Raw genomic sequence first — 23,625 nt, 5'->3', positions numbered from 1 at the left:
CCCGCCCCCGCGCTCACCCCTGCTCAAGCACCACGCAGGACTCCCCGGGAACGTGCAGCAACCCGTCCGCGCCCGGCAGTTCGACCGGTTCCCAGGCGGCCAGCACCCGCGCCCGCCGAGGGCCCAGGGGGATCGCCGCGGACTTCGGGGCGAGGTTCGCCACGACACGTACGTCGCCGCGCCGGAAGGCGAGCCAGCGGGCCTCCTCGTCGTACGCGACCTTGATGTCCGAGAGGTCCGGGTCGGTGAGGTCGGGCTGGGCGTGGCGCAGGGCGATCAGATCCCGGTACCAGGCCAGCACGCGCGCGTGCGGCCCGCGTTCGGGCTCCGACCAGTCGAGGCAGGAGCGGTCACGGGTCGCCGGGTCCTGGGGGTCCGGCACGTCCTCCTCGGCCCAGCCGTGCGACGTGAACTCCCGGCGCCGGCCCCGCCGTACGGCCTCCGCGAGGTCCGCGTCCGTGTGGTCGGTGAAGAACTGCCACGGGGTGCCCGCCGCCCACTCCTCGCCCATGAACAGCATCGGCGTGAACGGCCCGGTGAGCATCAGGGCGGCGCCGCAGGCGAGCAGCCCGGGGGAGAGGGAGGCCGAAAGGCGGTCCCCCTGGGCGCGGTTGCCGACCTGGTCGTGGGTCTGCGTGTAGCCGAGCAGCCGGTGCGCGGCGACCCCTGTGCGGTCGAGCGGGCGGCCGTGCGCGCGGCCCCGGAAGGTCGAGTACGTGCCGTCGTGGAAGTAGCCGCCCGAGAGCGTCTTGGCGAGCGCCGCGAACGGGGCCCGCGCGAAGTCCTCGTAGTAGCCCTGCGACTCACCGGTCAGTGCCGTGTGCAGGGCGTGGTGGAAGTCGTCGCTCCACTGCGCGTGCAGTCCGAGGCCGCCGCCCGTGCGCGGGGTGACGATCCGCGGGTCGTTGAGATCGGACTCGGCGATCAGCGACAGCGGACGGCCCAGGTCGGCGGCGAGGAGGTCCACCGCCTTCGACAGCTCCTCCAGGAAGTGGCACGCGCGCGTGTCCCGCAGCGCGTGCACCGCGTCCAGCCGCAGCCCGTCGATCCGGTAGTCGCGCAGCCAGGCCAGCGCGCTGCCGAGCAGATACGCGCGCACCTCGTCCGAGCCGGGCGCGTCCAGGTTCACCGCGGAGCCCCAGGGCGTCTGGTGTGTGTCCGTGAAGTACGGGCCGAAGGCGGGCAGATAGTTGCCGGACGGTCCCAGGTGGTTGTGCACGACGTCCAGGACCACACCGAGACCGACCGCGTGCGCCCGGTCGACAAAGCGCTTCAGCGCCTCGGGGCCGCCGTACGGCTCGTGCACGGCCCACAGCGAGACCCCCTCGTAGCCCCAGCCGTGCCGCCCGGGGAACGGGCACAGCGGCATCAACTCGACGTGCGTGACGCCCAGTTCCACGAGGTGGCCGAGCCGCTCGGCCGCCGCGTCCAGGGTGCCCTCCGGCGTGTATGTGCCGACGTGCAGCTCGTACAGGACCGCTCCCGGCAGCGCGCGGCCCGCCCACTCGGTGTGCCAGGTGTGGAGCCCGTGGTCGACGACGGCGCTCAGCCCGTCCGGGCCGTCCGGCTGGCGGCGCGAGCGCGGGTCGGGCAGCACGGGGCCGTCGTCCACGGCGAAGCCGTAACGCGACCCGTCCCGGGCGTCGGCCTCGCCGGACCACCAGCCCGTGCGCTCCGGATCGCGCTCCAGCGCGCGCGTGCCCGAGTCGCACTGGAGCGTCACGCGACTGGCCTGCGGTGCCCACACCTCGAAGTGCACGGACGGATCCCCTTACTCTGCCGAGCGGTGCTCACCGGGACGTAGCCCGTCCCATGGTGCTTCAAACGCCGGCGGTCCGCGCTCGAATCCCCACCTTTCCCGAGCGTGTCGTCAGGTCGGCCCGGCGGGCCGCCGTTTCAGCGTTTTGTGGACACCCCGCGCGCGCTGCCCGACAATCACGAACGTGACGTCGTCCTTCGAGTTCCACACGTACCCGCCGCGCCTCTCCGACGCGGAGCGCGACAGGGCGCTGAAGGCGCTCCGGGAAGGGGTCGCTCTGGGCCGGCTCTCGCACGACACGTTCATCCGTCGCATGGAACTGGCGCTGGCCGCCCGCCGGTCCGACGAACTGGCCGTCCTCACCGCGGATCTGCCCACCGAGAAGCGCCTCTCCCGCCTGGTGTTCGGGACGGTCGAGGCGGTCTCCGGGTTCACGGTACGGCTGCGCAGGGCCTGGCAGTCCGAGCGGCTCCCCAAGCTGCTGCTGCCCTTTCCCGGCAACGGCCACCCGCTGCGCATAGGGCGCGACCCCGCCAACGGCCTGCGGCTCACCCACGAGACGGTGTCGCGCGTCCACGCCGAACTCCGGCACCAGAGCGGTCTGTGGGTACTGCGTGACCTCGGTTCGACCAACGGCACGACGGTGAACGGGCGCCGTGTGATCGGCGCGGCCGTCGTCCGGGACGGCGACCAGATCGGCTTCGGGAACATGGCCTTCCGTCTCTCGGCGGAGTGAGACCACTGGCGGGGGGCTGCTCCCCGGGAGCAACTCTCCTCGCGTGCGGTGGTGTTGACGTAATCCCCGAGGCGTGACTGACTGTGCGTGCGCCGTGCACGCCAAGTGAACCGTAGGCCCCGCTGTGGAGGTTGTTCTGTCGCCGCTCCTCCGCTACCCGTCCGTGGACGAGCTGGCCGACCGGGCCGCCGCACTCGTCGCCCGTCACCCCGCCGACGCCCGGCTGCGCACCGTGGGCACCTCGCGCGCGGGCACGCCCCTGTGGCTGCTCTCGGTGGGCCACGGCAGCCGTCAGGCCCTCGTCGTCGCCGGCCCGCACGCCAACGAGCCGGTGGGCGGCGGGACCGCCCTGCGGCTGGCCGAACGGGTCCTCGCCGACCCGGGACCGACCGTCCGCGCGGACGCCACCTGGAACCTGCTGCTGTGCCTCGACCCCGACGGCTCCCGCCGCAACGAGGGCTGGCTCGGGGGTCCGTACAACCTCGGCCACTACTTCCGGAACTTCTTCCGGCCCGGCTTCCTGGAACAGCCCGAATGGCTGCCCGACGGCGCGGCCGGGGCCGCCCTGCCTGAGACCCGCGCGCTGCTCGCCCTCCAGGACGAACTGCGGCCGTTCTTCCAGTGCTCGCTGCACGGCGTCGACATCGGTGGCGGCTTCGTGGAACTCACCCGCGACCTCCCGGGCCTCCCGCAGCGCGTCGCCGAGACGGCGGCCCGGCTCGGCATCCCGCGCGAGCTGGGCCCGTACGACACCCTGTACTGGCCCCGTCTGGGACCCGCGGTGCACCGGATTCCGCCGCCGAGGCGTGGTGACCTGGCCGCCGCCATCAACGAGGCCGCGGTGGAGTCGACCTGGTTCCATCCGCACCGGTACGGCACGGTGACGGCGATCGTCGAGGCGCCCATGTGGGGTGTGGCCGCCGTGGAGGACGACACACCGCCCGCCGACGCCGACGCGGTGCTGCGCACGGTCAGCCACACGCTGCGGCACGACACGCGCTATCTGGAGGTGGCCCTCGGACGGCTGCGGCCCCACCTCGCCCGTGTGGCGGACGCGGACCGTCTCCTCGCCCCGGTCGACGACTACCTGCTGGTCTGCCCCGGTCTCGCCGACGCCTGGGACCCCGACACGGACGACGGCACCGCGTGCCGGCTGCCACCGCTCAGCAACGCCCACCTGGCGACTCTGCGCATCGCCGGGCGTCGGCTGGCACTGCGTACGGCGGGGCTGCTGCACCAACTGGCGCGCGGCGCGGGTCCGGTGGCCGCCGCCGTCCTGCGCGAGCTGGACCGGCTCATCGACGAGTGGTGCGCCGACTACCGCGACGGCTGCGGGGCACGCTGGATTCCGGTCGCCCGTCAGGTGGAGTACCAGTCGCGGGTGGCGTTCGCGGCGTTCGAACTGGCGGGCCGCTCCACGCGCGCGGGCTCCCGTTCGGGTGAGTCGGGCTGGGGTGCGGGGGCCGCGGTGCCGATGCACAGGGAATGACCCACACGATCAGCACCGGCAACAAGACCAGGCCCGTCCGGACCACCAGGCCCGTCGGCAGCGCGCGAGCGGTACGCGGTGCCCTGCTGGCCGTCGGCCTCCTCCTCGCGGGCTCCGGCCCGGCCGGGGCGGTCTCCCCGGAGGACGGCCGCGACAACTGGCTCTACGTCACCGTCAGCCGGGGCGAGCCGGGCACCGCTGACACCCGCGGCGCGCTGGTGCTGTGCGACCCGCCCCTGGGACACGCGCAGGCGGCCCGCGCCTGTGCGGAACTGGCCGCGGTGGACGGCGACATCGCAGGCATCCCGCCGCGGAAGACCCTCTGCCCGATGCTCTACTCGCCCGTCACCGTGCACGCGGAGGGCGAGTGGAACGGCCGCCCGCGGGAGTACGACAGGACCTTCTCCAACGGATGCGAACTCGGGGCGAGGACCGGGGCGGTGTTCGCCCTGTAAGGGCCCCGTGGCCCCTGGACGGCTGGGCGGCTGGACGAGGCAGCGGTCCCGCCTGCCTACCTCCGCGGAGCCCCCTCCCGCGCGTGCCGCGCCGCGGCCATCACCGTGCGGGCCTGGTGCTCGACCTGATGCTCCAGGGGCACCCAGCGGGCCCGGAAACGGTCCATGAAGGCCTCGCTCCAGGTCGCGACCAGGTGTTCGAGGCGCGGTGCCGCGCGGTCGTCGGTCTCCCGCAGGACCCGCAGTAGCATCGCGGCGGCCCGCAGCGGCAGCCGGCGGCCGAACGCGTCCACGCTGCCGACGTACGCCATCGTCGTGTCGGCGGGCGGCGTGTGCGTCCAGTCGGCGGCCAGCCCGGGCACCAGCTCCAGCGCCCACTGGGCGGCCCGCAGCAGGGGCCCCTCGGAGCCCGTCAGACGGGGCCGCGCGTCGGCGAGGACCTGGTCGACCTCCACCCCGTCCCGCAGCAGCCGGCCCGCCAGCCGCCGTATCGCCGCCGCCGGCGCGGGATGCGGGGCCGGGTCGTCCACCAGGTCGCTCGCCCACATCGGCACCTCGACGACCGCGGTCAGACCGCCGTACCGGTGGGCGTGGTACCAGGTGCTGTGCCGGGCGTCGTCCGGCATGCTCGGGTAGGCCACGTCCGAGCCCGGCGCCGGCATCACGTGCACGCCGGGCCCCGACGCGGGCCAGCCCGCCGCGTCCGAGGCGCCCGTCTCCACCGGGATGTGCAGCTCCGCCGCCGACTTGGCGAACGGCTCGGCGAGCCCGGGGACGTCCCTCGTCAGCTGCACCCAGCTGCCGCCCACGTCGGTGCCGTGCAGGGTGACCTGGAGATAGGGCCGCAGCTCGTCGATGACCCGGGTCAGGGCACGGGTCTCCGGTGGCAGCCGGTCGGGTGGCAGGACGGAGGGCGCCCACTCCGGCTGCTCGGGCCCGGCGGGCCGGTAGAAGCCGAGGTGGTAGTCGAGCAGGCTGCGTGGCGCCGGCGTCACGTGCAGGCTGGCACCGTCCGGGTCCGCGCACAGCAGGAAGTGCCAGGAGGTACCCGTCCGCAGCTCGCGGTCGTGCACGGCCCGTTCCGCGAGCGCGAGGAGCGTGGAGCCGCCCGTGGGTTCGTTGGCGTGGGCGCCCGCGACGACGAGCACGGCGCGCCGCGCGTGGCCCACGGACAGCAGGTGCAGGGGCCGTCCCGCGCGGGAGAGGCCGACCTGCCTGAAGGCACACAGGCCGGGCCGGTGAGCCGCCAGCGCCCGGGCGGACGAGACGAGTTCGTTCACACTGGGGTAGCGCTGCTCCGGCAGGAGACTCACCCCCGTCTGGTCCGCCCGGCGTCGCAATCCGCAGTACCCCATGGCGTCCGGGAACTGTCAAGAAGGTGGTGGGGCGGCGCCAGGGGGCGCCAGGGAGCATTCACCGCCGAGGGGGACCGTCGGCGGGGACATCCGCCGTTCCGGACGGCCGCACACCGCCCCGCCGACGGCGTGTACGCGTACCACAGGAGGGGCGCTAAGAGGCCGACGGCGCTCACCACCACGCGCCGGTTGTCCCGTACGAGCGCCAGGAGTGTGCGCCTCTGTGAGCCGGGCGCCAAGGCGCTCACAAAGGCGCACGGCGAAGTGTTCGCGCCCCCGGGTTCTCAGTCCTCGCCGACACGTTCGAGCAGCGCCACCGGCAGCCGCTCGAAAAGCTCCGCCACGCGTGCGTGCCCGGTGAACTCCCTTTCCGGAGCCAGCAGATCGGCCCACCGGCCCGGCGGCAGGGGCAACCGTGTGTCGTGCCAGCCGCCGCTGTCCGCCAGCCGCAGGGACAGCCGGGTGACCGCCGTGACCACCTCCCCGGAGCGCGCGAACGCCACACAGTGCGCCGCCCCCGGGCCCTCCGCGGCGAGTGGCGTGTACGTCGCCGTGTCGCCGAACACCGCCGGGCGCCGCGCGCGCAGCCGCAGTGCCGTCGCCGTCAGCTCGTCCTTCTCGCCGGGCGCCTCGGGCGGGAACGGGACGGGACGGCGGTTGTCCGGGTCCACCAGGGCCCGGTACTCGCTCTCCGTGCCCTGATACAGGTCGGGCACGCCAGGCATCGTCAGATGGACCAGGGCCGCGCCCAGGACGTTCGCCCGGATGTGCGGCTCCAGCGCGCTCCGCAGCGCGGCCACGTCTCCGCCGGGGGCCCCGCACGGCCCCGCCGCCACGAACGCCGCCACCGCCTCCTCGTACGCGGGCTCCTGCTCCGTCCACGCGGTGTGCAGGCCCGCCTCCCGGACGTGCTTCAGCAGGGCGCCCTGGAGACGCTCACCGTCCGCCGGGCCCAGGCCGAAGGCCGTCTGCCAGGCCGCCCACGCCAGCTGGGCGTCGGGCACCCCCGCACCGGCGCGGGTGACCTCCGCGAGGACGTCGGCCCAGCGCTGCGGGCACTCGGTGAGCACGGCCAGCGCCGCGCGTACGTCGGCGCTGCGCTTCGTGTCGTGCGTCGACAGCACCGTCCCCGTGGCCGGCCAGTCGCGCTGCACGCGCGCGCAGTAGGCGTGGAAGTCCTCCGGGGACACCGCGGGGCTCCCCGGACTGCCGCCGACCTCGGTCGCCGACAGCAGCGGCACATAGCGGTAGAACGCCGTGTCCTCCACGGACTTGGCCCGCAGCGCCGACGAGGTCTGCGCGAACCGGTCCCGGAACTCCGCCTGCTCGGGCCCGTCCCCGTGGCGCCCGAGCAGCAGGTCCCGTACGGCGTCCACGGCCCCGCCCTCCTCCGGGACGACGAACGCCTGCCGGGCCTCCGCGGCGGCCTCCTCGGTGACCACGGAGGCCGTGTCCCCGGGGGTGTAGGGGCGGTAGACCTCCATGCGGACCAGCAGCTCGCGCAGCGCGGTACGCAGGGCCCAGGGGGCGCGGTCGCGCAGCCCCGGGTCCGGTGAGGCGGCGCAGAGACGGTTCGCCACGCGGGTCAGCCGGTCCACCTCGGTGGCCAGCTCGTGCGTCACCACCTTGTACGCGGCCCGCCGTACCGTCGCCTCCCAGTGCCCGCCCCGGTCGGCCTGAGGGGCGGCGAACCGCCGGTACTGGCCGAGGAGCTCACCCGCCCCCGCCGGGTCCGTGAACAGGCCGTCCAGGTGCCGCAGGGCGTCGTAGCCGGTGGTCCCCGCGACCGGCCAGCCCGCCGGCAGGTGCTCCCCGTCGGCCAGGATCTTCTCGACCACCGTCCAGCGGCCCCCGCTCGCCCCGTGCAGCCGGCGCAGATAGCCGCCCGGGTCCGCGAGACCGTCCGGATGGTCGACCCGCAGGCCCTCCACCACCCCGTCGGCGACCAGCTCCAGCAGCTTCCCGTGCGTCGCGGCGAACACCTCGGGGTCCTCGACCCGCACCCCGATCAGCTCCGAGATGCTGAAGAAGCGCCGGTAGTTGAGCTCGGTGCGCGCCAGCCGCCACCACGCCGGCCGGTACCACTGGGCGTCGACGAGCTGCGGCAGCGGCAGCTCCTCGGTGCCCTCGCGCAGGGGGAGGACGTGGTCGTAGTAGCGCAGGACGTGGCCGTCGTACCCCAGGTGGGCGTCCTGCCACCGTTCGACCTTCAGCTGGTCCCACACCTCGCCGAGCGGCTGCCCGAGCACCGGCAGCAGCAGGCGCCCGCCCTGTGCCTCCCAGTCGATGTCGAACCAACGCGCGTACGGTGACCCGGGCCCTTCCCGGAGCACCTCCCACAGGGGGCGGTTGTGACGCGGGGACATGGCCATGTGGTTGGGCACGATGTCCGCGACCAGGCCGAGACCGTGCTCCCGCGCGGTGTGCGCCAGCGCGCGCAGCCCGTCCTCGCCGCCCAGCTCACCGCGTACGCGCGTGTGGTCCACGACGTCGTAGCCGTGCGTCGAACCCGGGACGGACTCCAGGAACGGCGACAGATGCAGATGCGAGACGCCGAGCGAGGCCAGATAGGGCACGGCCGCCGCCGCGGCGCCGAACGGGAACGCGGGCTGGAGTTGCAGCCGATAGGTCGCCGTGGGCACGGCCGGGTCAGGACGCTCAGGTGTCATGGGAACCTACGTACCCGCCCCGCCGCCTTTCGTGTCATCGACTCCCGCACACGGCCGCCAAAACGGCCCTCCACGCGCGTGGAGGGCCGCAGGACGGCCTAGGCCGGGCGTTGCAGCACCATCAGACTGTGGTCCACCAGGGTCAGGCGGTCGCCCGCCGCCACCTTCGCGCCCGTGCCCGTGGCCACGCCCTCGGGCCGGGCCGTGTCGATCACGACCTGCCACTGCCGGCCGTGGTTGACCGGCACCACGAACTCCAGAGTCTTCGGCGAGGCGTTGAACATCAGCAGGAACGAGTCGTCGGTGATGCGCTCCCCGCGGGAGTCCGGCTCCGAGATGGCGTTGCCGTTGAGGAACACGCTCAGCGCGCCCGACTGCGACGAGTCCCAGTCGCGCTGGACCATCTCCTCGCCCGCCGGGGTGAACCAGGCGATGTCCGACAGGTCGTCGTGGGTGCCCTCCACGGGGCGGCCGTGGAAGAAGCGCCGCCTGCGGAAGACCGGGTGGTCCTTGCGCAGCCACACCATCGCGCGCGTGAATTCCAGCAGTTCGGCGGAGCCGGGACCGGAAGCCGGTTCGCCGCCCTCGCCGTCGACCGGCCACGGGACCCAGGAGATCTCGTTGTCCTGGCAGTACGCGTTGTTGTTGCCGCCCTGGGTGCGCGCGAACTCGTCGCCGTGGCTGATCATCGGCACGCCCTGGGACAGCATCAGCGTCGCGATGAAGTTCCGCAGCTGGCGTGCCCGCAGAGCCAGGACGTCGGGGTCGTCGGTCTCGCCCTCCGCGCCGCAGTTCCAGGACCGGTTGTGGCTCTCGCCGTCCCGGTTGTCCTCGCCGTTGGCCTGGTTGCGTTTCTCGTGGTACGAGACCAGGTCGTTGAGCGTGAAACCGTCATGGCACGTCACGAAGTTGATCGAGGCCAGCGGACGGCGGCCGTCGTCCTGGTAGAGGTCCGAGGAGCCCGTCAGCCGGGACGCGAACTCCGCGAGCGTGCGCGGCTCGCCCCGCCACATGTCCCGCACGGTGTCGCGGTACATGCCGTTCCACTCGGTCCACAGCGGCGGGAAGTTGCCTACCTGGTAGCCGCCCTCGCCCACGTCCCACGGCTCGGCGATCAGCTTCACCTGGGACACCACCGGGTCCTGCTGGACCAGGTCGAAGAACGACGACAGCCGGTCCACCTCGTGGAACTGCCGGGCCAGCGTGGCCGCCAGGTCGAAACGGAAGCCGTCGACGTGCATCTCGGTGACCCAGTAGCGCAGCGAGTCCATGATCATCTGGAGCACGTGCGGGGACCGCATGAGCAGCGAGTTCCCGGTGCCCGTGGTGTCCATGTAGTAGCGCTGGTCCTCCATGAGCCGGTAGTACTGCGCGTTGTCGATGCCCTTGAAGGACAGCGTCGGGCCGAGGTGGTTGCCCTCCGCGGTGTGGTTGTAGACCACGTCCAGGATGACCTCGATACCGGCCTCGTGCAGCGCCCGCACCGCCGACTTGAACTCCAGGACCTGCTGGCCGCGGTCGCCCCAGGAGGCGTACGCGTTGTGCGGGGCGAAGAAGCCGATCGTGTTGTAGCCCCAGTAGTTGTTCAGGCCCATGTCCACCAGACGGTGGTCGTTCACGAACTGGTGCACCGGCATCAGTTCCAGGGCCGTGACGCCCAGCTTGGTCAGATGTTCGATGATGGCGGGGTGGGCGAGCGCCGCGTAGGTGCCGCGCAGCTCCTCGGGCAGCGCCGGGTGGCGCATCGTCAGGCCCTTCACATGGGCCTCGTAGATCACCGTGTGGTGGTACTCGGTGCGCGGGCGCCGGTCGTCGCCCCAGTCGAAGTACGGGTTGACCACCACGGACGACATGGTGTGCGGCGCCGAGTCGAGATCGTTGCGTCGATCGGGCTCGTCGAAGTGGTAGCCGTACACCTCCTCGCCCCAGGTGACCGAGCCGCTGATCGCCTTCGCGTACGGATCGAGCAGCAGCTTCGCCGAATTGGTCCGCTGACCGTGCTCGGGCGCGTACGGACCGTGCGCCCGGAATCCGTACCGCTGCCCCGGCATCACCCCTGGCAGATACGCGTGCCGGACGAACGCGTCGGTCTCCCGCAGCTCCACCGCGGTCTCCGAGCCGTCGTCGTGGAGCAGACACAGCTCGACCCGGTCGGCGGCCTCCGAGAAGACCGCGAAATTGGTGCCGGCGCCGTCGTACGTGGCACCGAGTGGGTACGCCTCTCCTGGCCAGACCTGCATGCGCTCGACTCTTTCAGTTCTGGTCCGCCGCCGGGGCGGACTCCACTGCGAGTCTGCCCGAAAGTGATGGAACCACGTACGACTTACGTCCCTCTTACCGGTCGACCAGTGCGTACCCGCGGATACGGGTACGCCAAAACTTCGCTTCTTCACGTACTCCCTGGGCTGCGAGGGGGAGTAAGGGGACAACGTGCGCAAGATCGTGCGCCGCCACCTGGGCAAGGTGGTGGCGGGTACGGGCATCGCGGTGGCCGGTACGGCCGTGATGGTCGCCGTGACACTGCCGGGGTCGGCGGGGGCCGACGAATCGGGAGGCACCGGGACCGCCGGGAGCTCGGCGGGTACGAGCGGCGGCGCGGGGCAGCAGCCCGCGCAGGAGCAGGCCGCGGTGCAGCCGGGTGTCGTCGAACAGCTGCCCGCCGAGGGCGAGAAGGGCAAGGGCCGTGATCCGCTGACCGACGGCGAGACGGCACGGGTCGAGCGGATCGTCCTGAACCGGCAGCTCCTCGACTCCAGCGAGAACGTCAAGGGCGGGCGCGGCCCGCAGCGGATAGGCATCGACCTCGCCGATCCGGAGGCCGCCGACGCGGACAACCCGAACGCGCCCCGGCGCGCGGACGTGTCGTACTACGACTACAAGGACGACACCCTGGTCACCAGGACCGTCAACCTCGACACCGGCAAGGTCGAGCGGACCGGCACCCAGCACGGCGTACAGCCGCCGCTGAGCCGCGCCGAGACGACCGAGGCGACCAGGCTCCTGATCGCCGACCCGCTGGGCGCGGGCCTCAAGGCCGACTACAAGGACGCCACCGGCACGGAACTCACCTCGCCGGACCAGCTGCTCGTCAGCAGCATGGTGTACCGGGCCACTCCGGGCGCCCAGCCCGCCGTACTCGGCACATGCGGCGACCACCGCTGTGTGCGGCTCTTCCCGAAGGTGAAGAACGGGCCGTGGATCGACGCCCGTTCACTCGTGATCGACCTGAGCGCCCGCAAGGTGGCCCAGCTCGGCTGACCCGGGTGCCCGCGGCACTCCCGCCACCCTCTTCCCCGCACCCTCTTCTCTCCTCCCAGGGAGTCACTTCGTCATGCGTGTCAACAGAAACAGCCGTGCCCGGGGACGGGCGACGGCCGGACTCGTCGGCCTCTCCGCGGTCGCGCTGTCCGCCGGCCTCACCACGGCGGCGGGACCGGCCGCCGCCCAGCCGAAGGCCGGACCCGTGCCGCCCGCCGAGTGCAGCGCGCCCTACCGCATCGAGCAGAAGCTCGCCACCGGCACCACCTGGCGCATGTGCTGGCGCTACGAGAGCGAGGCCGGACTCGTCCTGGAGAACGTCTCGTACCAGCCCCCGGGCGAGTCCCAGCCGATCAAGGTCCTCAACTCGGCGAAGCTCGGCCAGATACACGTCCCCTATGACGACGGGAAGGCCGAGTACAGCGACCTCACCCAGGCGGGCTTCGGCCAGGGCCTGATGAACCTGGCGCCCGGTGAATGTCCCGGCGGCACCATCAAGACCGTGAAGGTCCCCGAGGCCTGGGACCCGGACAACGCGAACGTCAAGGGCCTGTGCACCACGACCCGTTCGCGCGGCCACGCCTACCGCATGCAGAGCGACACCGGGAACAAGGTCTGGCAGACCCAGGGCAAGGACCTGCTCGTCTACACCGTCAACCAGGTCGGCTGGTACGAGTACATCACCGAGTGGCGCTTCCAGGACGACGGCACCGTCAACATGAACGTCGGCGCCACCGGCAGCCTCGCGCCCGACGACTACGACGCGGGGGACGGCCGCGGCTGGCCCATCGGCAAGGGCGCCAAGGCGTACGCCACCAGCCACAGCCACAACGTCTTCTGGCGGCTCGACTTCGGCCTCGACGGCTCCTCCAAGGGGAAGGTCGAGCAGTACGACTCCGTGGTCAGCCCGCCCGTGAGCGGCCAGGAGGGACCGACCAACAGGACGACCCGCACCCAGGTCAAGAAGGAACTCGCGGGCGACGCCAAGAACATGCGCTGGTGGCGTGTCGTCAGCGCCACCGGCAAGAACAAGGACGGCCACGCCCGGTCGTACGAGATCGTCCCCGCCGCCACCACCAAGTACCCGGGCCGCAGCTTCACCCGGCACGACGTCTACTTCACCGAGTACAACAAGTGCGAGCAGTTCGCCAGCGACAACCTGGGCGACTGCGGTGCCGGCGCCAAGAAGTCCGTCGACGGATGGGTCAACGGCCAGACCCTCACCCACCCGTTGGTCTGGGTGAACGTGGGCTTCCACCACATAGCCCGGGACGAGGACCAGCAGCCCATGCCCGTCCACTGGCAGGGCTTCGCCATCGCCCCGCGCGATGTCACCGCTATGAATCCGCTCACTCCCGCCGGGCTCGCCGACCAGAACGGGCATGTCGAAAGCGGTAGTTGAGAAACGACCCTGTCCATCCTGCTGCATCGCCGACCGCTCCCGGAGTACCCTTCCTTGATCGTCGGCCGGGCTCGGCCACGGGGAGAGCTCGGGGGAGCGGAAGGCGGTGCGCGGGTGGGCTCGGGAGGGTTGGAGCTGCCCCCTGGTGACGAGGGTCACGAGGGGAACTCCACAGAGGTCCCGCCCGGCGCGGTGTCCCTGGCACGGCCGATGGAGACGGGTTCCATCGGCCCGGAACTGGACTGGGACGCCGATGCCTGGCGCGAGGTGCGTACGCGCGCCCAGCGGGCCGGCCGGGCCTACATCTGGCTGAACCTGGTCGAACAGCGGCTGCGCGCGGTCGTGGCCGCCGTCCTGCGCCCCATCTACGAACCCGTCCACGGCGACGAGTGGGTGGTAGCCGCCGCCGGACCCGCCGGCCAGGAGTGGGTGCAGCGCGCGGTCGCCGTACGCGAAGTCAGCCGCCGCAAGGGCTACTTGCTCGACCCGGCCGACGACAACGTCCTCAGCTTCCTGACCCTCCCGCAGCTGCGGGAGCTGATGGTGCAGCACTGGCCGTGCTTCGAGCCGTACATCGACGAGCGCCGGGACGTCGAACTCGCCCTGGACGAGCTGGAGGTCACCCGCAACGTCGTCTCCCGCAACCGGGCCCTGTCCGAGGCGGTCCTGGGCCAGGCCGAGCGGGCCTCGGGCAAGCTCCTGGAGACCCTCGGCGCGGGCGGCGACGTGCCCTCCGCGCGCCGGCTGCCGGTGGACGCGGTCGAGGACCTGGTGGGCGAACGGTACGGGGACGTGGTCGCCGTGCACACCGACCGCGTACGGCTGATGCGCCAGTTCCCGGCCGAGGACATCTTCGGCGGCGCGCGTCGCCTCGACGCCATCGGCATCGGCCTCAACCTGCTCGTGCAGAACTTCTCCGGGCGGCGGCTGGTGCGGCTGGCGGAGTCGGGCTGCCGGGTGCGGCTGCTGTTCCTGAACCCCGCGTCCAGCGCGGTGAAGCGGCGCGAGCGGGAACTCGGCATCAAGCGGGGCGAGTTGAGCCGGGCCGTGGAGATGAACATCCTGCACATGCGCCGGGTGCGGTCCAAGCTGCGCGATCCGGGCGCCTTCGAGATCCAGGTCTTCGACGAGACGCCCCGTTTCACCGCCTACCTCGTCGACGGGGACGGCTCGGACGGGGTCGCGATCGTGCAGACCTATCTGCGCCGGACGCGGGGGATGGAGGCGCCGGTGCTGGTGCTGCGGGGCGGAACCCGGGTGGTCAAGCCGGGCGAGGTGGAGGAGAGCGGCCTTTTCCCGACATACCGCGAGGAGTTCGAGGTGGCCTGGGCGGATTCACGTCCGGTGTCCTGACTTGTTCGGCTTGTCCGCCCTGCTCGCCTTCCGTAAGCGGAACGCGGTCCTCTGGTTGTCAGTGCCTCGTGGGATCGTGGAGACCACTGGGGGAAAGCACCACCAAGAAGGCAAGAAGGGGGGTCAGGCATGGGCTGGCACCATGAGCTGCTCATCGGCTTCGACCTGGAGACGACAGGGACGGACCCGAGCGAGGCACGCATCGTCACCGGCGCGGTGATCGAGGTGAGGGACGGTGAGCCGCTCGGCCATCGGGAATGGCTGGCCGACCCGGGTGTGGAGATCCCGGCGGACGCGGTGGCGGTGCACGGCATCACCAATGAGCGCGCGACGAGCGAGGGCCGGCCGGCCGACCAGGTCGCGGACGCGATGGCGGACGTGCTGGCGACGTACTGGAAGACGGGCGTGCCGGTGGTCGCCTACAACGCGAACTTCGACCTCACGCTGCTCTCCGCCGAGTTGCGACGGCACGGCCTGCCGTCCCTGCGTGAGCGGCTCGGCGGCCTGGATCCCGCTCCGGTGATCGACCCGTACACGATCGACCGCTCCGTCGACCGCTACCGGCGCGGCAAGCGCAACCTCGAAGCGGTGTGCAGGGAGTACGGCGTCGCGCTGGAGGCGGCTCACGACGCGTCGGCGGACGCGCTGGCCGCGGCGCGGCTGGCGCGCGCGATAGCCGAGCGGCATCCCAAGGTCGCGGCGCTCGGGCCGGTGGAACTGCACCGGCGTCAGATCGAGTGGTACGCGGAGTGGGCGGCGGACTTTCAGAGCTTCCTGCGGCGCAAGGGGGAGGTCGACGCGGTGGTCGACGGGACGTGGCCCGTGCGAGAGGTTGTGGGCGAGGTGGTGTGAGGGGGAGTTCTCCCACCCGCCCGTTTCCAGACCGTTTGCAGGGCGCCCTCGAACCCAGGTCCGTTCAGCGCGTCCGGCGTCCGGCGTCCGGCGTCCGGCGTCCGGCAGGCGACGTCGCTGCGGCCCGGGCCGGGTTTCCCACCCGCTCACCCGTTTGCCGTATGTATCCAGCGTGGGCCTGCACGTCTCGGCCCGTCCGGCGTTTGAGGACGGGCGCGTTCAGCGCGCTGCGGGGTCTGCGGGCGCGGCCTCCAGGGAGAGGACGGGACGGGTCGGGGCGGCGGGGGCGAGAAACCTGGCCTGAGCCGCTCGGTGGGCGCGTTCCACGGACTGGCCCCAGTAGGTGCCCGTGACCATCAGCGTCGCACCCAGCGCCGTGAGCGGCGTCAGATGCTCGCCGCCCAGCGCGATCCCGATCGCGGCGGCCCAGATCGGCTCCGTACCCAGCAGGAGGCTGGCCCGGCTCGCCGAGGTGCGCTGCACGGCCCATGTCTGGGCGAGGAACGCGAACACGCTGCAGAACAGGGCGAGATAGAGCAACTGCAACCATGTCCCGGAGTCGGCGCGGGCCAGCTCCGGCAGCCCGGGTGCGGCGGCCGGCAGGAACAGAGCCGTGCCGATCACGGTCTGGAGTGTCGTGAGGTGGAGGGGGCGGATCGGCCGGCCCGTGGTGAGGCGTCCGACCAGGGCGACGTGGACGGCCCGTATCAGCGCCGCGCCCAGCATCAGCAGGTCACCGAGACGCGGGGCGTGGAACCCGTTGCCGGACATCAGCAGGCCGACGGCCAGGACGCAGACGCCGGCGGCGGCGTAGAAGGCCGGGGGCAGCCCGCCGGGGTGTCCGGCGCGGTCGAGGAGAGGGGTGAGCACGATGGTCAGGCTGATGATCAGGCCCGCGTTGGCGGCGGTGGTGTGGGCGACCCCGTACGTCTCCACGACGAGGACGGCGGCCTGTGTGACCCCGAGCGGCAGCCCGGCCCGCACCTCCTCCCGGGTCCACAGGCGAAAGCCGGTGCCCCGCTCACGTTCCTTGCCCCGCCCGGCGGCGACCAGGCCGAGGCAGGCGAGCGCGGAGAAGGCGTAGCGGGCGAACAGGACCACGAGAACGGGCAGGGCGGAGGTGGCCGTCTGGGCGGACAGATAACTGGAACCCCAGACGAGCGCCACCAGGAGGAGTACCGCGTCGGTACGGCGGGAGTCGGACATGCGACTACGGTGCACCGACGGCAACCATGAAGGCCAGGACCACCTTCTTAAACGATCTTTTAGTCTCGCTACATGGTCCGCCTACACTGGCCCCATGGACGAACGTCAGCTGCGGATCCTGCGCGAACTCGGTGAGCTCGGCAGCGTCACCGCGGTCGCCGACGCGCTGCTCGTCACACCCTCGGCGATCTCGCAGCAGCTCCGGCTCCTCCAGCGGGCCATCCCGGTCCCGCTCACCGAGCGACAGGGGCGCCGCCTGGTGCTGACCGACGCCGGGCAGGCGCTGGCGGGTGCGGCGATCGAGGTGGAGTCGGCGCTGGCGCGGGCCCGGCACACCGTCGAGGAGTTCCTGGACCGGCCGGACGGGGAGGTGTCGGTGGCGGCGTTCCACAGTGCGGGCGCCGCGTTCTTCCCGCTGTTGCTGCGGGCCCTCGCCGGGCCGGACGGGCCGGTGCTGGCGCTGGCCGACAAGGACGTGACGCAGGACGACTTCCCGCCGCTGACCAGGGAGTACGACATCGTCCTCGCCCACCGTCTGGACCACGCCGCGCCCTGGCCGCGCACGGTGACGGCGACCCCGCTGCTGCGCGAACCCCTCGACGTGGCCATGCCCGCCGGCCATCCGCTCGCCGCCAGAAGCCGGCTGACCCCGGGCGATGTGGCCGACCAGCCCTGGATCGCCGTGCACGACGGCTTCCCGGTGATGGCGACGATCGAGGCCATCGCCACCGCGGCGGGTCGCCGACCCCGTCTCGCCCATCGCATCAACGAGTTCTCGGTGGCGGCGGAGATGGTGGCCGCCGGGGGCGGCCTCGCGCTGATGCCGCGCTGGACCTCCCGCCCGCACCCCGCTCTCGTCCTCAGGCCCCTCAGCGGCGTCCGCGCCAGACGCCGCATCGACGCCCTCCACCGCCCGGAACGAACAGCCCGCCGGGCGGTACGAACCGTACTGACGGAACTGCGGCGAGCAGCACAGACAATCCAGGCCGAGGAGTAGCGCCCAGGTTTTTTTTGGGGGGCGGGAGGCGGGGAACTGCGCGACCAGCCACAGACAACCCGTAGACGCCCGACATCACCAAGCCCCCACTTGCCCAGCCCCCACTCACCAGGCGCTCAGAACGGATACCACCGCACAGTCGGATTCCCCTCCCGCAACGACCTCACCCGCCGCGAGAACTCCTCCGAAGCCTTCGGATTGACCGGCGCATGCTGCGCGACCCACGCACAGCTCGCCGTCTCCCGCGCTCCGCGCAGCGTCCCGCACCCCTCCCACTCCCGTACGTCCCACCCGTACGCCTCCGTGAACGCGTCGTAGGACTCGGCGGGGAGGGCGTAGCGGTCGTGGGACAGGGCCATGACCACCAGGTCGTGCTCGCGCAGGTCGGCGGAGAAGGTCTCCAGGTCGACCAGGACCGGGCCGCCGGGGCCGATGTGGACGTTGCGGGGGAGGGCGTCGCCGTGCATCGGGCCCGGCGGGAGGTGCGGGGTGAGCGCGGCGGCGGCCGTGGCGAAACCGTCGCGGCGCTCGCGGAGATAGTCCGCGTCCGCCGGGTCGATCGCGTCGCCCGCGAGCCGCAGCCAGCGTTCGACGCCGCCCAGGAGCTCGCGGGGCGGCAGCACGAAGGAGCGGGGGAGCGCCAGGGCGTGCACGATCCGCAGGAGTTCGGCCAAATCCCGGGGGCCGGCGGGGCGTACGGGATCGGGCAGCCGGTGCCACACCGTCACCGGGTGGCCCTCGACGAGGTGTGCCTTCGGGTCGGCCGCGCGTACCGCCGGGACGCCCTCCCCGGCGAGCCAGAGCGCGATGTCCAGTTCCCGCCGCGCACGGTCGAGGAGTTCGGCGTCGCGGCCCACCTTGACAACCAGGTCACCGGCGGCGAACACCGCGTTCTCGCCCAGTGCGAGGAGCCGTGCGTCCGGAGCCGCGCCGGGCAGCACGCCCGCCGTTGCCAGTACGTCCCGGGCCAGTGCCTCGTCCATTCGTCCGCCTCCCGCGCAGTCCCTCGCACCCGGCTGCTTTACAGATCCGTGTACGTCCGCGAACGGCGTCGGGTTCACGCCATCCGCCGGTCAGTGTCGCATTCGCACTGGTGGGGGCGTGTGCGCGGTCCCTTGGCCGGGTGCAGCGGCTTCACCTGATTCTCGCGAGGAGGCCCTGGCGTTCACGCCGGGGAGGAATCGCATCCGGTTCAGGCGCGGCGCGCCCGACCGTTGTCGGTATCGCGCCGAGGTGTAGCGGACGCGTGCGCCTGTGATCGCCGGTCGGGGTGACGGCTGGGGAATCGTGGGGCGCTTGTGCGGCTGTCGTACGTATGGTCCTTCGGAGGATCCGGGACGGCACGGTGTCCCGGCCGGGGCCCCTGAGGGGGTGAGGTGGCGCAGGTGAAGGCGACCGCGGCGGTAATGATCGCCGTACCGCAGGACGTCGACCAGTTCGGCAGCGCCGGCATGCCGCAGGGGCTCGGGGTCGCTCGCCATGTGCCCAGGGAGGAGGCGACCGCCAAGGCGCTGCGTGCCGCTGCCCTCGCACTCGTGGACGATCCGGATGTCGTCCGGCGGCTCACGGAGATCCGGGCCGGGACGGCGGGGGAGGGCGGCACCCGGCGGGCCGCCGACCTGATCGAGGCCGAGCTGTTGCGCCGTGTACGAACGGGAAGAGGGCCCGTCGGCTCCCCAGTGACCGACGGGCCCTCCCCGGAGGGAGACCGAGAGGGGATCAGGCCGGTCAGACCTTGATCCGCTCGTCGCCCTCCACCCTCGGCGCAATCGCCTCGGGAGCCTCGTCGTGCGTCAGGTCCGGCAGGCGGTTCAGCCACTTCGGGAAGTACCAGTTGCGCTCGCCGAGCAGTGCCATCACCGCGGGCAGCAGCACACCCCGGATGATCGTCGCGTCGATGAGCACCGCCGCCGCGAGGCCCACACCCATCTGCTTCATGGACTGCATCGACAGCGTCCCGAAGATGGCGAAGACGGCGACCATGATGACGGCGGCACTGGTGACTACCCCGGCCGTGGTGACCACCCCGTGCTGGATCGCGTCCTTCGTCGTACGGCCCCGCAGGTGCGCCTCGCGGATGCGGGAGACGACGAACACGTGGTAGTCCATCGACAGGCCGAACAGGATCACGAACAGGAACAGGGGCAGCCAGGTGATGATGGCGCCCACACCTTCAGCGCCCACCAGCGACGCGCCCCAGCCGTGCTGGAAGACGGCGACCAGGATGCCGTAGGCCGCCCCGACCGAGAGCAGGTTGAGCACGATCGAGGTGATCGCGATCGTCAGGGAGCGGAACGACAGCAGCATCAGCAGGAAGGCGAACACGACCACGAAGGCGAACACCGGGGCGACCGCGCCGCCCAGTTGGTCGTTGAAGTCCTTCGAGCCCGCGACCTGCCCGGTGATCGGCGCCTCGACGCCGTCGACCCTGCCGAGTGTGGCCGGTCGTACCTCGTCGCGCAGCTTGTCCAGGCTCTCGCCCGCCTTGTCCAGGTCGGAGCCGCCGACCAGCGGCACGTACACGAAGGCGATGTTCTCGGCGTCGTGCAGCTTGATGTCCACCGGGCCGCGCGAGGCGCCCGAACTGACCGCCAGCTGACGGAAGTCGGCGAGCGCGGACTTCACTTCGGCCGCGTTGATGTCCTTCGCCCTGACGATCACCTCGGCCGGCTCGGAGCCGCCGGGGAACGCGTCGTTGACCCGGTTGTAGGTGCCGACGATCGGCAGCGAGTCGCCGAACTCCTGGTCCAGGGTGAGGTTCTGGGTCTTCATGCCGAGCGCGGGCGCGGCCACGGCGAGCAGCGCACCGGCAGCGACCACCAGTGAGACGGCGGGCCTGGCGAGTACGACCTTCAGCACGGCCGTCCAGAAACGGCTCTCCCCGTTGCCCTTGCCGCGGTTGCCGTTCCCGCGCCGCTTGTCCGGGTGCAGGAACGGGATGCGGCCCTTCTCGACCCGCTCGCCGAGCAGCGACAGCAGCGCCGGAAGGACCGTCACCGAGCCGACCATGGCGACCGCCACGACCATCAGCGAGGCAAGTCCCATCGCCTCGAACGTGGCGAGCCCGGTGAACAGCATGCCCGCCATCGCCACGCACACCGTGACACCGGAGACGATGATCGCGCGGCCACTGGTCGCCGCGGCGATCTGCATCGCGGCCTCCGGGCTGCGGCCCGCCGCCCGCTCCTCGCGCTCCCGGCGCAGATAGAACAGGCAGTAGTCGACACCGACGGCGAGACCGACGAGCAGCATCACGGAACTCGCGGTGTCGTCCATCGGCTGGAGGTGGCTGACGATGCCCATCAGACCCATCGTCGCCATGATCGCGGTGACCGCCAGTGCCACCGGCAGCAGCGCCGCGACGAGCGCGCCGAACGCGATCAGCAGAATGCCGAGGGCCACCGGTACGGCGGACAGTTCGGCCTTCTTGAAGTCGTCACCGAAGGCGTCGTCGAACGTCTTGTTCATACTGGCGCCGCCGATCTCCTCGATCCGCAGCTCGGAGTGGTCCTTCTGGACGTCCGCGACGGCCTTCAGCACCGGCTCGACCCGGTCGCCCGCCGTCTCGGCGTCGCCCCGCATGTCGAACTGGACGAGCGCGCTGCGTCCGTCCTTCGAGACGGTGTCCGTGTCGTACGGCGACTGGACGTCCGTGACCTTGCCGGTCGCGTCGACCGCCTTCATGACGTCGGCGACGGCGGCCCGGAACGCGGCGTCCGTGGCGCTGACGCTCGCGCCCTTGGCCTGGATGAGGACGGTCTCGCTCGCGGGTTCGTCGATCCCGGCATCCTCGATGATCTTGGCGGCCGTGTGGGTCTCGCCCCCCAGCTGGTCGCTCTCCTTGACCTCGACGCTGCCGGCCGCGGAGCCGAGCCCCATCGCCAGGACGACGAACAGCACCCAGATCCCGACAGCCGCCCAGCGATGCTTGGCACTCCAGCCGCCGGCCCGGGCGGCTATGCCCCGTACCCGCGTTTCTCCGTTCCCCATGACGGGCTGCCCCCTCGTAAGCGGCGACAGCCCCTGCCATCACCTTTAGTTCGAAGGTATGGGCCGGATAAGACCATCTCCTCGTGCTCGCCGGTGAGGTGCGGTCGGCCGAAGTCCTCCCCGCGGGTACCGGCGTCTCCCCACTGGGTAGGACACCGGCCCCCTACATCTAAAAGACGATCTCGGGGTGGTTCATCAGGGGGGACTGTCGGTGGGCAGCCCTAAGGTGAGCGGATGACGACAGGCAAGCAGGCGACGACGACCTACGCGGCGCTGTTGCGCGGCATCAACGTGGGCGGCAACAAGAAGGTCCCCATGGCCGAGCTGCGCACCCTGATGGAGGGCCTCGGGTACGACGCCGTACGGACCTACCTCCAGAGCGGCAACGCCGTGTTCGCCGCCGGTCACGGGGACGAGGATTCCCTCGCCGGGGAGATCGCGAAAGCCATCGAGCAGCACTTCGGATTCACCGTGGACGTCATCGTGCGCGACCACGCCCACCTGCGGGCGATCAGGGACGACTGCCCTTTCCCCGCAGCCGAGTTGGAGGCCAAGCAACTCCACGTCACCTACTTCTCCGTCCCGGTCGACGAGACCCGCTTCGCGGACATCGACCAGGCCGCCCACCTCCCCGAGGAGTTCCGGCTCGGCGACCGTGCGCTGTACCTGTACGCACCCGACGGACTCGGCCGCTCCAAACTCGCCGAGATGCTCGCCAGGCCCCGGTACCTGAAGGGCCTGATCGCGACCAGCCGCAACTGGAACACCGTCCTGAAACTGGTGGAACTGACCGAGGACGAGACCCGGGGGAAGTGAGACCGATGCCCGACCTCCACCTCGACCCCGGCCTCAACCGTGACCGGGAGCGCGACCCCGCGGTGGAGGCCGCCATCGAGGCCGAGCTGCGGCTGCTCGACCCGGAGGTCCGTCGCTCGCCCGAGCTGACCGGCGCGCTGCTGCACCCCGGGTTCCACGAGTTCGGTGCCTCGGGTCGGCACTGGGACCGGGCGTCGATCATCGAGTCCCTCGCCGCGACCACCGAACCGGGCGCCCGCCCCATCGCCGTCTCGCGCATGAGGGGCGTACGGCTCGCACCGGACCTGGTCCACCTCACCTTCGACACGGAGAGCAACGGCCGCCGGGCCCACCGGAGTTCGCTGTGGCGGCGGAACACCGAAGGCGCCGGCTGGCTGCTGTACTTCCACCAGGCGACCCCGTTCGACGCCGACGGGTACAGCGGGGACGGGGACGGGGTCGGCTGACCTACCGGCGGTCCAGGCGTGCCAGTTCGTCCCCCGACAGTCGTACGGTGCCGGCGGCCAGGTTCTCCTCCAGGTGTACGGGGGAGCCGGTTCCCGGGGTCGGGCAGAGCACCGGGGAGCGGTGCAGCAGCCAGGCCAGCGCGACCTGGGCCGGGGTCGCTCCGTGCGCGGCGGCGATCTCCGCGCACACCGGGTCCGACGCCAACTCGCCGTTGCCCAGCGGAAACCACGGCAGGAACGCGATGCCGTGCGCCTCGCACAGCTTCAGCAGCGGCTCGGAGGAGCGGTCGAGGAGGTGGTAGCGGTTCTGGACGGACGCGATCGGTGCCAACTCCCGTGCCGCGCCCAGTTCGTCGACCGTCACCGAGTCGAGGCCGAGGTGCCGGATCTTGCCCTCCGCGCGCAACTCGTCGAGGGCGCCCAGTTGTTCGGCCATCGGGACGCGCGGGTCGAGCCGGTGCAGCTGGTACAGGTCGATCGTGTCGCGGCGCAGCCGACGCAGACTCGCCTCGCACATCGCGCGCAGCCGCTCCGGCCGGCCGTCGATGTGCCAGGCGTCGGGACCGGTGCGTACGACACCGCCCTTGGTCGCGACCAACACCCCGGCCGGGTACGGGTGCAGGGCCTCGGCGATCAGTTCCTCGGCGATCCAGGGGCCGTAGTTGTCGGCGGTGTCGACCAGTGTCACACCCCGGTCGACGGCCCGGCGCAGCACGGCCACCGCGTCGTCAGGGCCGCCGCGCGGGCCCCAGTAGCCGGGGCCGGTCAGCTGGGCCGTGCCGTAACCGAGGCGACGGACCGTGAACTCGCCGCCGATGGTGAAACTTTCCGAAGCCATGCGA

18 protein-coding genes and 1 pseudogene are annotated in these 23,625 nt (G+C 71.9%); 11 read left to right on the top strand and 8 right to left on the bottom strand.

Features of this window, described 5'->3' with window-relative positions:
• Positions 1 to 13: 13 nt before the first annotated feature.
• On the bottom strand, positions 14 to 1,759 hold the full coding sequence (gene treZ / locus OG595_RS08300; RefSeq protein WP_329269531.1) for a malto-oligosyltrehalose trehalohydrolase: 1,746 nt from the start codon (positions 1,757 to 1,759) through the stop codon (positions 14 to 16).
• A gap of 184 nt (positions 1,760 to 1,943) precedes the next feature.
• On the opposite strand from treZ, the gene OG595_RS08295 reads away from it, so the two are divergent.
• The 3 genes from OG595_RS08295 (at position 1,944) to OG595_RS08285 (ending at position 4,439) form a co-directional block, all read left to right on the top strand.
• Positions 1,944 to 2,495, top strand: a complete 552-nt coding sequence (locus tag OG595_RS08295) for a DUF1707 and FHA domain-containing protein (protein ID WP_329269529.1) — start codon at positions 1,944 to 1,946, stop codon at positions 2,493 to 2,495.
• A 124-nt stretch (positions 2,496 to 2,619) separates the two neighbouring features.
• On the top strand, positions 2,620 to 3,984 hold the full coding sequence (locus tag OG595_RS08290; protein ID WP_329269527.1) for a M14 family zinc carboxypeptidase: 1,365 nt from the start codon (positions 2,620 to 2,622) through the stop codon (positions 3,982 to 3,984).
• Positions 3,981 to 4,439, top strand: a complete 459-nt coding sequence (locus tag OG595_RS08285; protein ID WP_329269526.1) for an SSI family serine proteinase inhibitor — start codon at positions 3,981 to 3,983, stop codon at positions 4,437 to 4,439. Before OG595_RS08290 ends, OG595_RS08285 begins: the two co-directional genes overlap by 4 nt.
• Positions 4,440 to 4,495: 56 nt before the next feature.
• On the opposite strand, the gene OG595_RS08280 is transcribed toward OG595_RS08285, so the two are convergent.
• The 3 genes from OG595_RS08280 to glgX all read right to left on the bottom strand — a co-directional run bounded on the left by OG595_RS08280 (position 4,496) and on the right by glgX (position 10,703).
• Positions 4,496 to 5,752 carry a M14 family zinc carboxypeptidase gene (locus tag OG595_RS08280; protein WP_329269525.1) on the bottom strand — a complete coding sequence of 419 codons (1,257 nt, stop codon included), beginning with the start codon at positions 5,750 to 5,752 and terminating at the stop codon, positions 4,496 to 4,498.
• Positions 5,753 to 6,078: 326 nt separating this feature from the next.
• Complete coding sequence (gene treY / locus OG595_RS08275; RefSeq protein ID WP_329269523.1) at positions 6,079 to 8,463, bottom strand: malto-oligosyltrehalose synthase; 2,385 nt, start codon at positions 8,461 to 8,463, stop codon at positions 6,079 to 6,081.
• A gap of 98 nt (positions 8,464 to 8,561) precedes the next feature.
• Positions 8,562 to 10,703 carry a glycogen debranching protein GlgX gene (gene glgX, locus OG595_RS08270; protein ID WP_329269522.1) on the bottom strand — a complete coding sequence of 714 codons (2,142 nt, stop codon included), beginning with the start codon at positions 10,701 to 10,703 and terminating at the stop codon, positions 8,562 to 8,564.
• 190 nt (positions 10,704 to 10,893) lie between these two features.
• Between glgX and OG595_RS08265 the strand changes: the two genes are divergently transcribed.
• From OG595_RS08265 to OG595_RS08250, 4 genes are all read left to right on the top strand, one after another.
• Positions 10,894 to 11,721: a Tat pathway signal sequence domain protein gene (locus OG595_RS08265; RefSeq protein WP_329269521.1), complete on the top strand. Its 828-nt coding sequence runs from the start codon at positions 10,894 to 10,896 to the stop codon at positions 11,719 to 11,721.
• A gap of 73 nt (positions 11,722 to 11,794) precedes the next feature.
• Positions 11,795 to 13,123, top strand: coding sequence for a copper amine oxidase (locus tag OG595_RS08260; protein WP_329269520.1), 1,329 nt, complete (start codon positions 11,795 to 11,797; stop codon positions 13,121 to 13,123).
• A 114-nt stretch (positions 13,124 to 13,237) separates the two neighbouring features.
• Complete coding sequence (locus OG595_RS08255) at positions 13,238 to 14,476, top strand: SAV2148 family HEPN domain-containing protein (RefSeq protein ID WP_329269518.1); 1,239 nt, start codon at positions 13,238 to 13,240, stop codon at positions 14,474 to 14,476.
• 129 nt (positions 14,477 to 14,605) lie between these two features.
• Positions 14,606 to 15,328, top strand: a complete 723-nt coding sequence (locus tag OG595_RS08250) for a 3'-5' exonuclease (RefSeq protein WP_329269516.1) — start codon at positions 14,606 to 14,608, stop codon at positions 15,326 to 15,328.
• Positions 15,329 to 15,547: 219 nt separating this feature from the next.
• Here OG595_RS08250 and OG595_RS08245 read toward each other — a convergent pair whose 3' ends face one another.
• Positions 15,548 to 16,534, bottom strand: a complete 987-nt coding sequence (locus tag OG595_RS08245; protein WP_329269514.1) for a DMT family transporter — start codon at positions 16,532 to 16,534, stop codon at positions 15,548 to 15,550.
• Positions 16,535 to 16,628: 94 nt separating this feature from the next.
• Between OG595_RS08245 and OG595_RS08240 the strand changes: the two genes are divergently transcribed.
• The gene (locus OG595_RS08240) at positions 16,629 to 17,531 is read left to right on the top strand and encodes a LysR family transcriptional regulator (protein ID WP_329269511.1); all 903 of its coding nucleotides are present in this window, start codon (positions 16,629 to 16,631) and stop codon (positions 17,529 to 17,531) included.
• A 116-nt stretch (positions 17,532 to 17,647) separates the two neighbouring features.
• Here OG595_RS08240 and OG595_RS08235 read toward each other — a convergent pair whose 3' ends face one another.
• Positions 17,648 to 18,514 carry a phosphotransferase enzyme family protein gene (locus OG595_RS08235; protein ID WP_329269509.1) on the bottom strand — a complete coding sequence of 289 codons (867 nt, stop codon included), beginning with the start codon at positions 18,512 to 18,514 and terminating at the stop codon, positions 17,648 to 17,650.
• Between the two features lie 408 nt (positions 18,515 to 18,922).
• Here OG595_RS08235 and OG595_RS08230 point away from each other — a divergent pair.
• Positions 18,923 to 19,168 (top strand): annotated as a pseudogene (locus OG595_RS08230) (glycosyl transferase); the annotation flags it as partial.
• Between the two features lie 91 nt (positions 19,169 to 19,259).
• On the opposite strand, the gene OG595_RS08225 reads toward OG595_RS08230, so the two are convergent.
• Positions 19,260 to 21,521: an MMPL family transporter gene (locus OG595_RS08225; RefSeq protein WP_329269506.1), complete on the bottom strand. Its 2,262-nt coding sequence runs from the start codon at positions 21,519 to 21,521 to the stop codon at positions 19,260 to 19,262.
• Positions 21,522 to 21,755: 234 nt separating this feature from the next.
• Between OG595_RS08225 and OG595_RS08220 the strand changes: the two genes are divergently transcribed.
• Together OG595_RS08220 and OG595_RS08215 are read left to right on the top strand one after the other, a co-directional pair.
• Positions 21,756 to 22,337, top strand: a complete 582-nt coding sequence (locus OG595_RS08220; protein WP_329269503.1) for a DUF1697 domain-containing protein — start codon at positions 21,756 to 21,758, stop codon at positions 22,335 to 22,337.
• A 5-nt stretch (positions 22,338 to 22,342) separates the two neighbouring features.
• Entirely contained in the window at positions 22,343 to 22,783 is a 441-nt protein-coding gene (locus OG595_RS08215) for a nuclear transport factor 2 family protein (protein WP_329269501.1), read from the top strand.
• 1 nt (position 22,784) lies between these two features.
• Here OG595_RS08215 and OG595_RS08210 read toward each other — a convergent pair whose 3' ends face one another.
• Positions 22,785 to 23,621 (bottom strand): aldo/keto reductase, encoded by an 837-nt coding sequence (locus tag OG595_RS08210; RefSeq protein ID WP_329269497.1) that lies wholly within the window; start codon positions 23,619 to 23,621, stop codon positions 22,785 to 22,787.
• Between the last annotated feature and the right edge of the window lie 4 nt (positions 23,622 to 23,625).

Origin of the sequence: Streptomyces sp. NBC_01451 (genome assembly GCF_036227485.1) — a bacterium.
GTDB lineage: Bacteria > Actinomycetota > Actinomycetes > Streptomycetales > Streptomycetaceae > Streptomyces.
The sequence above is the reverse complement of the archived record's forward strand: the minus strand, read 5'-3'. Positions and strand labels throughout refer to the sequence as shown.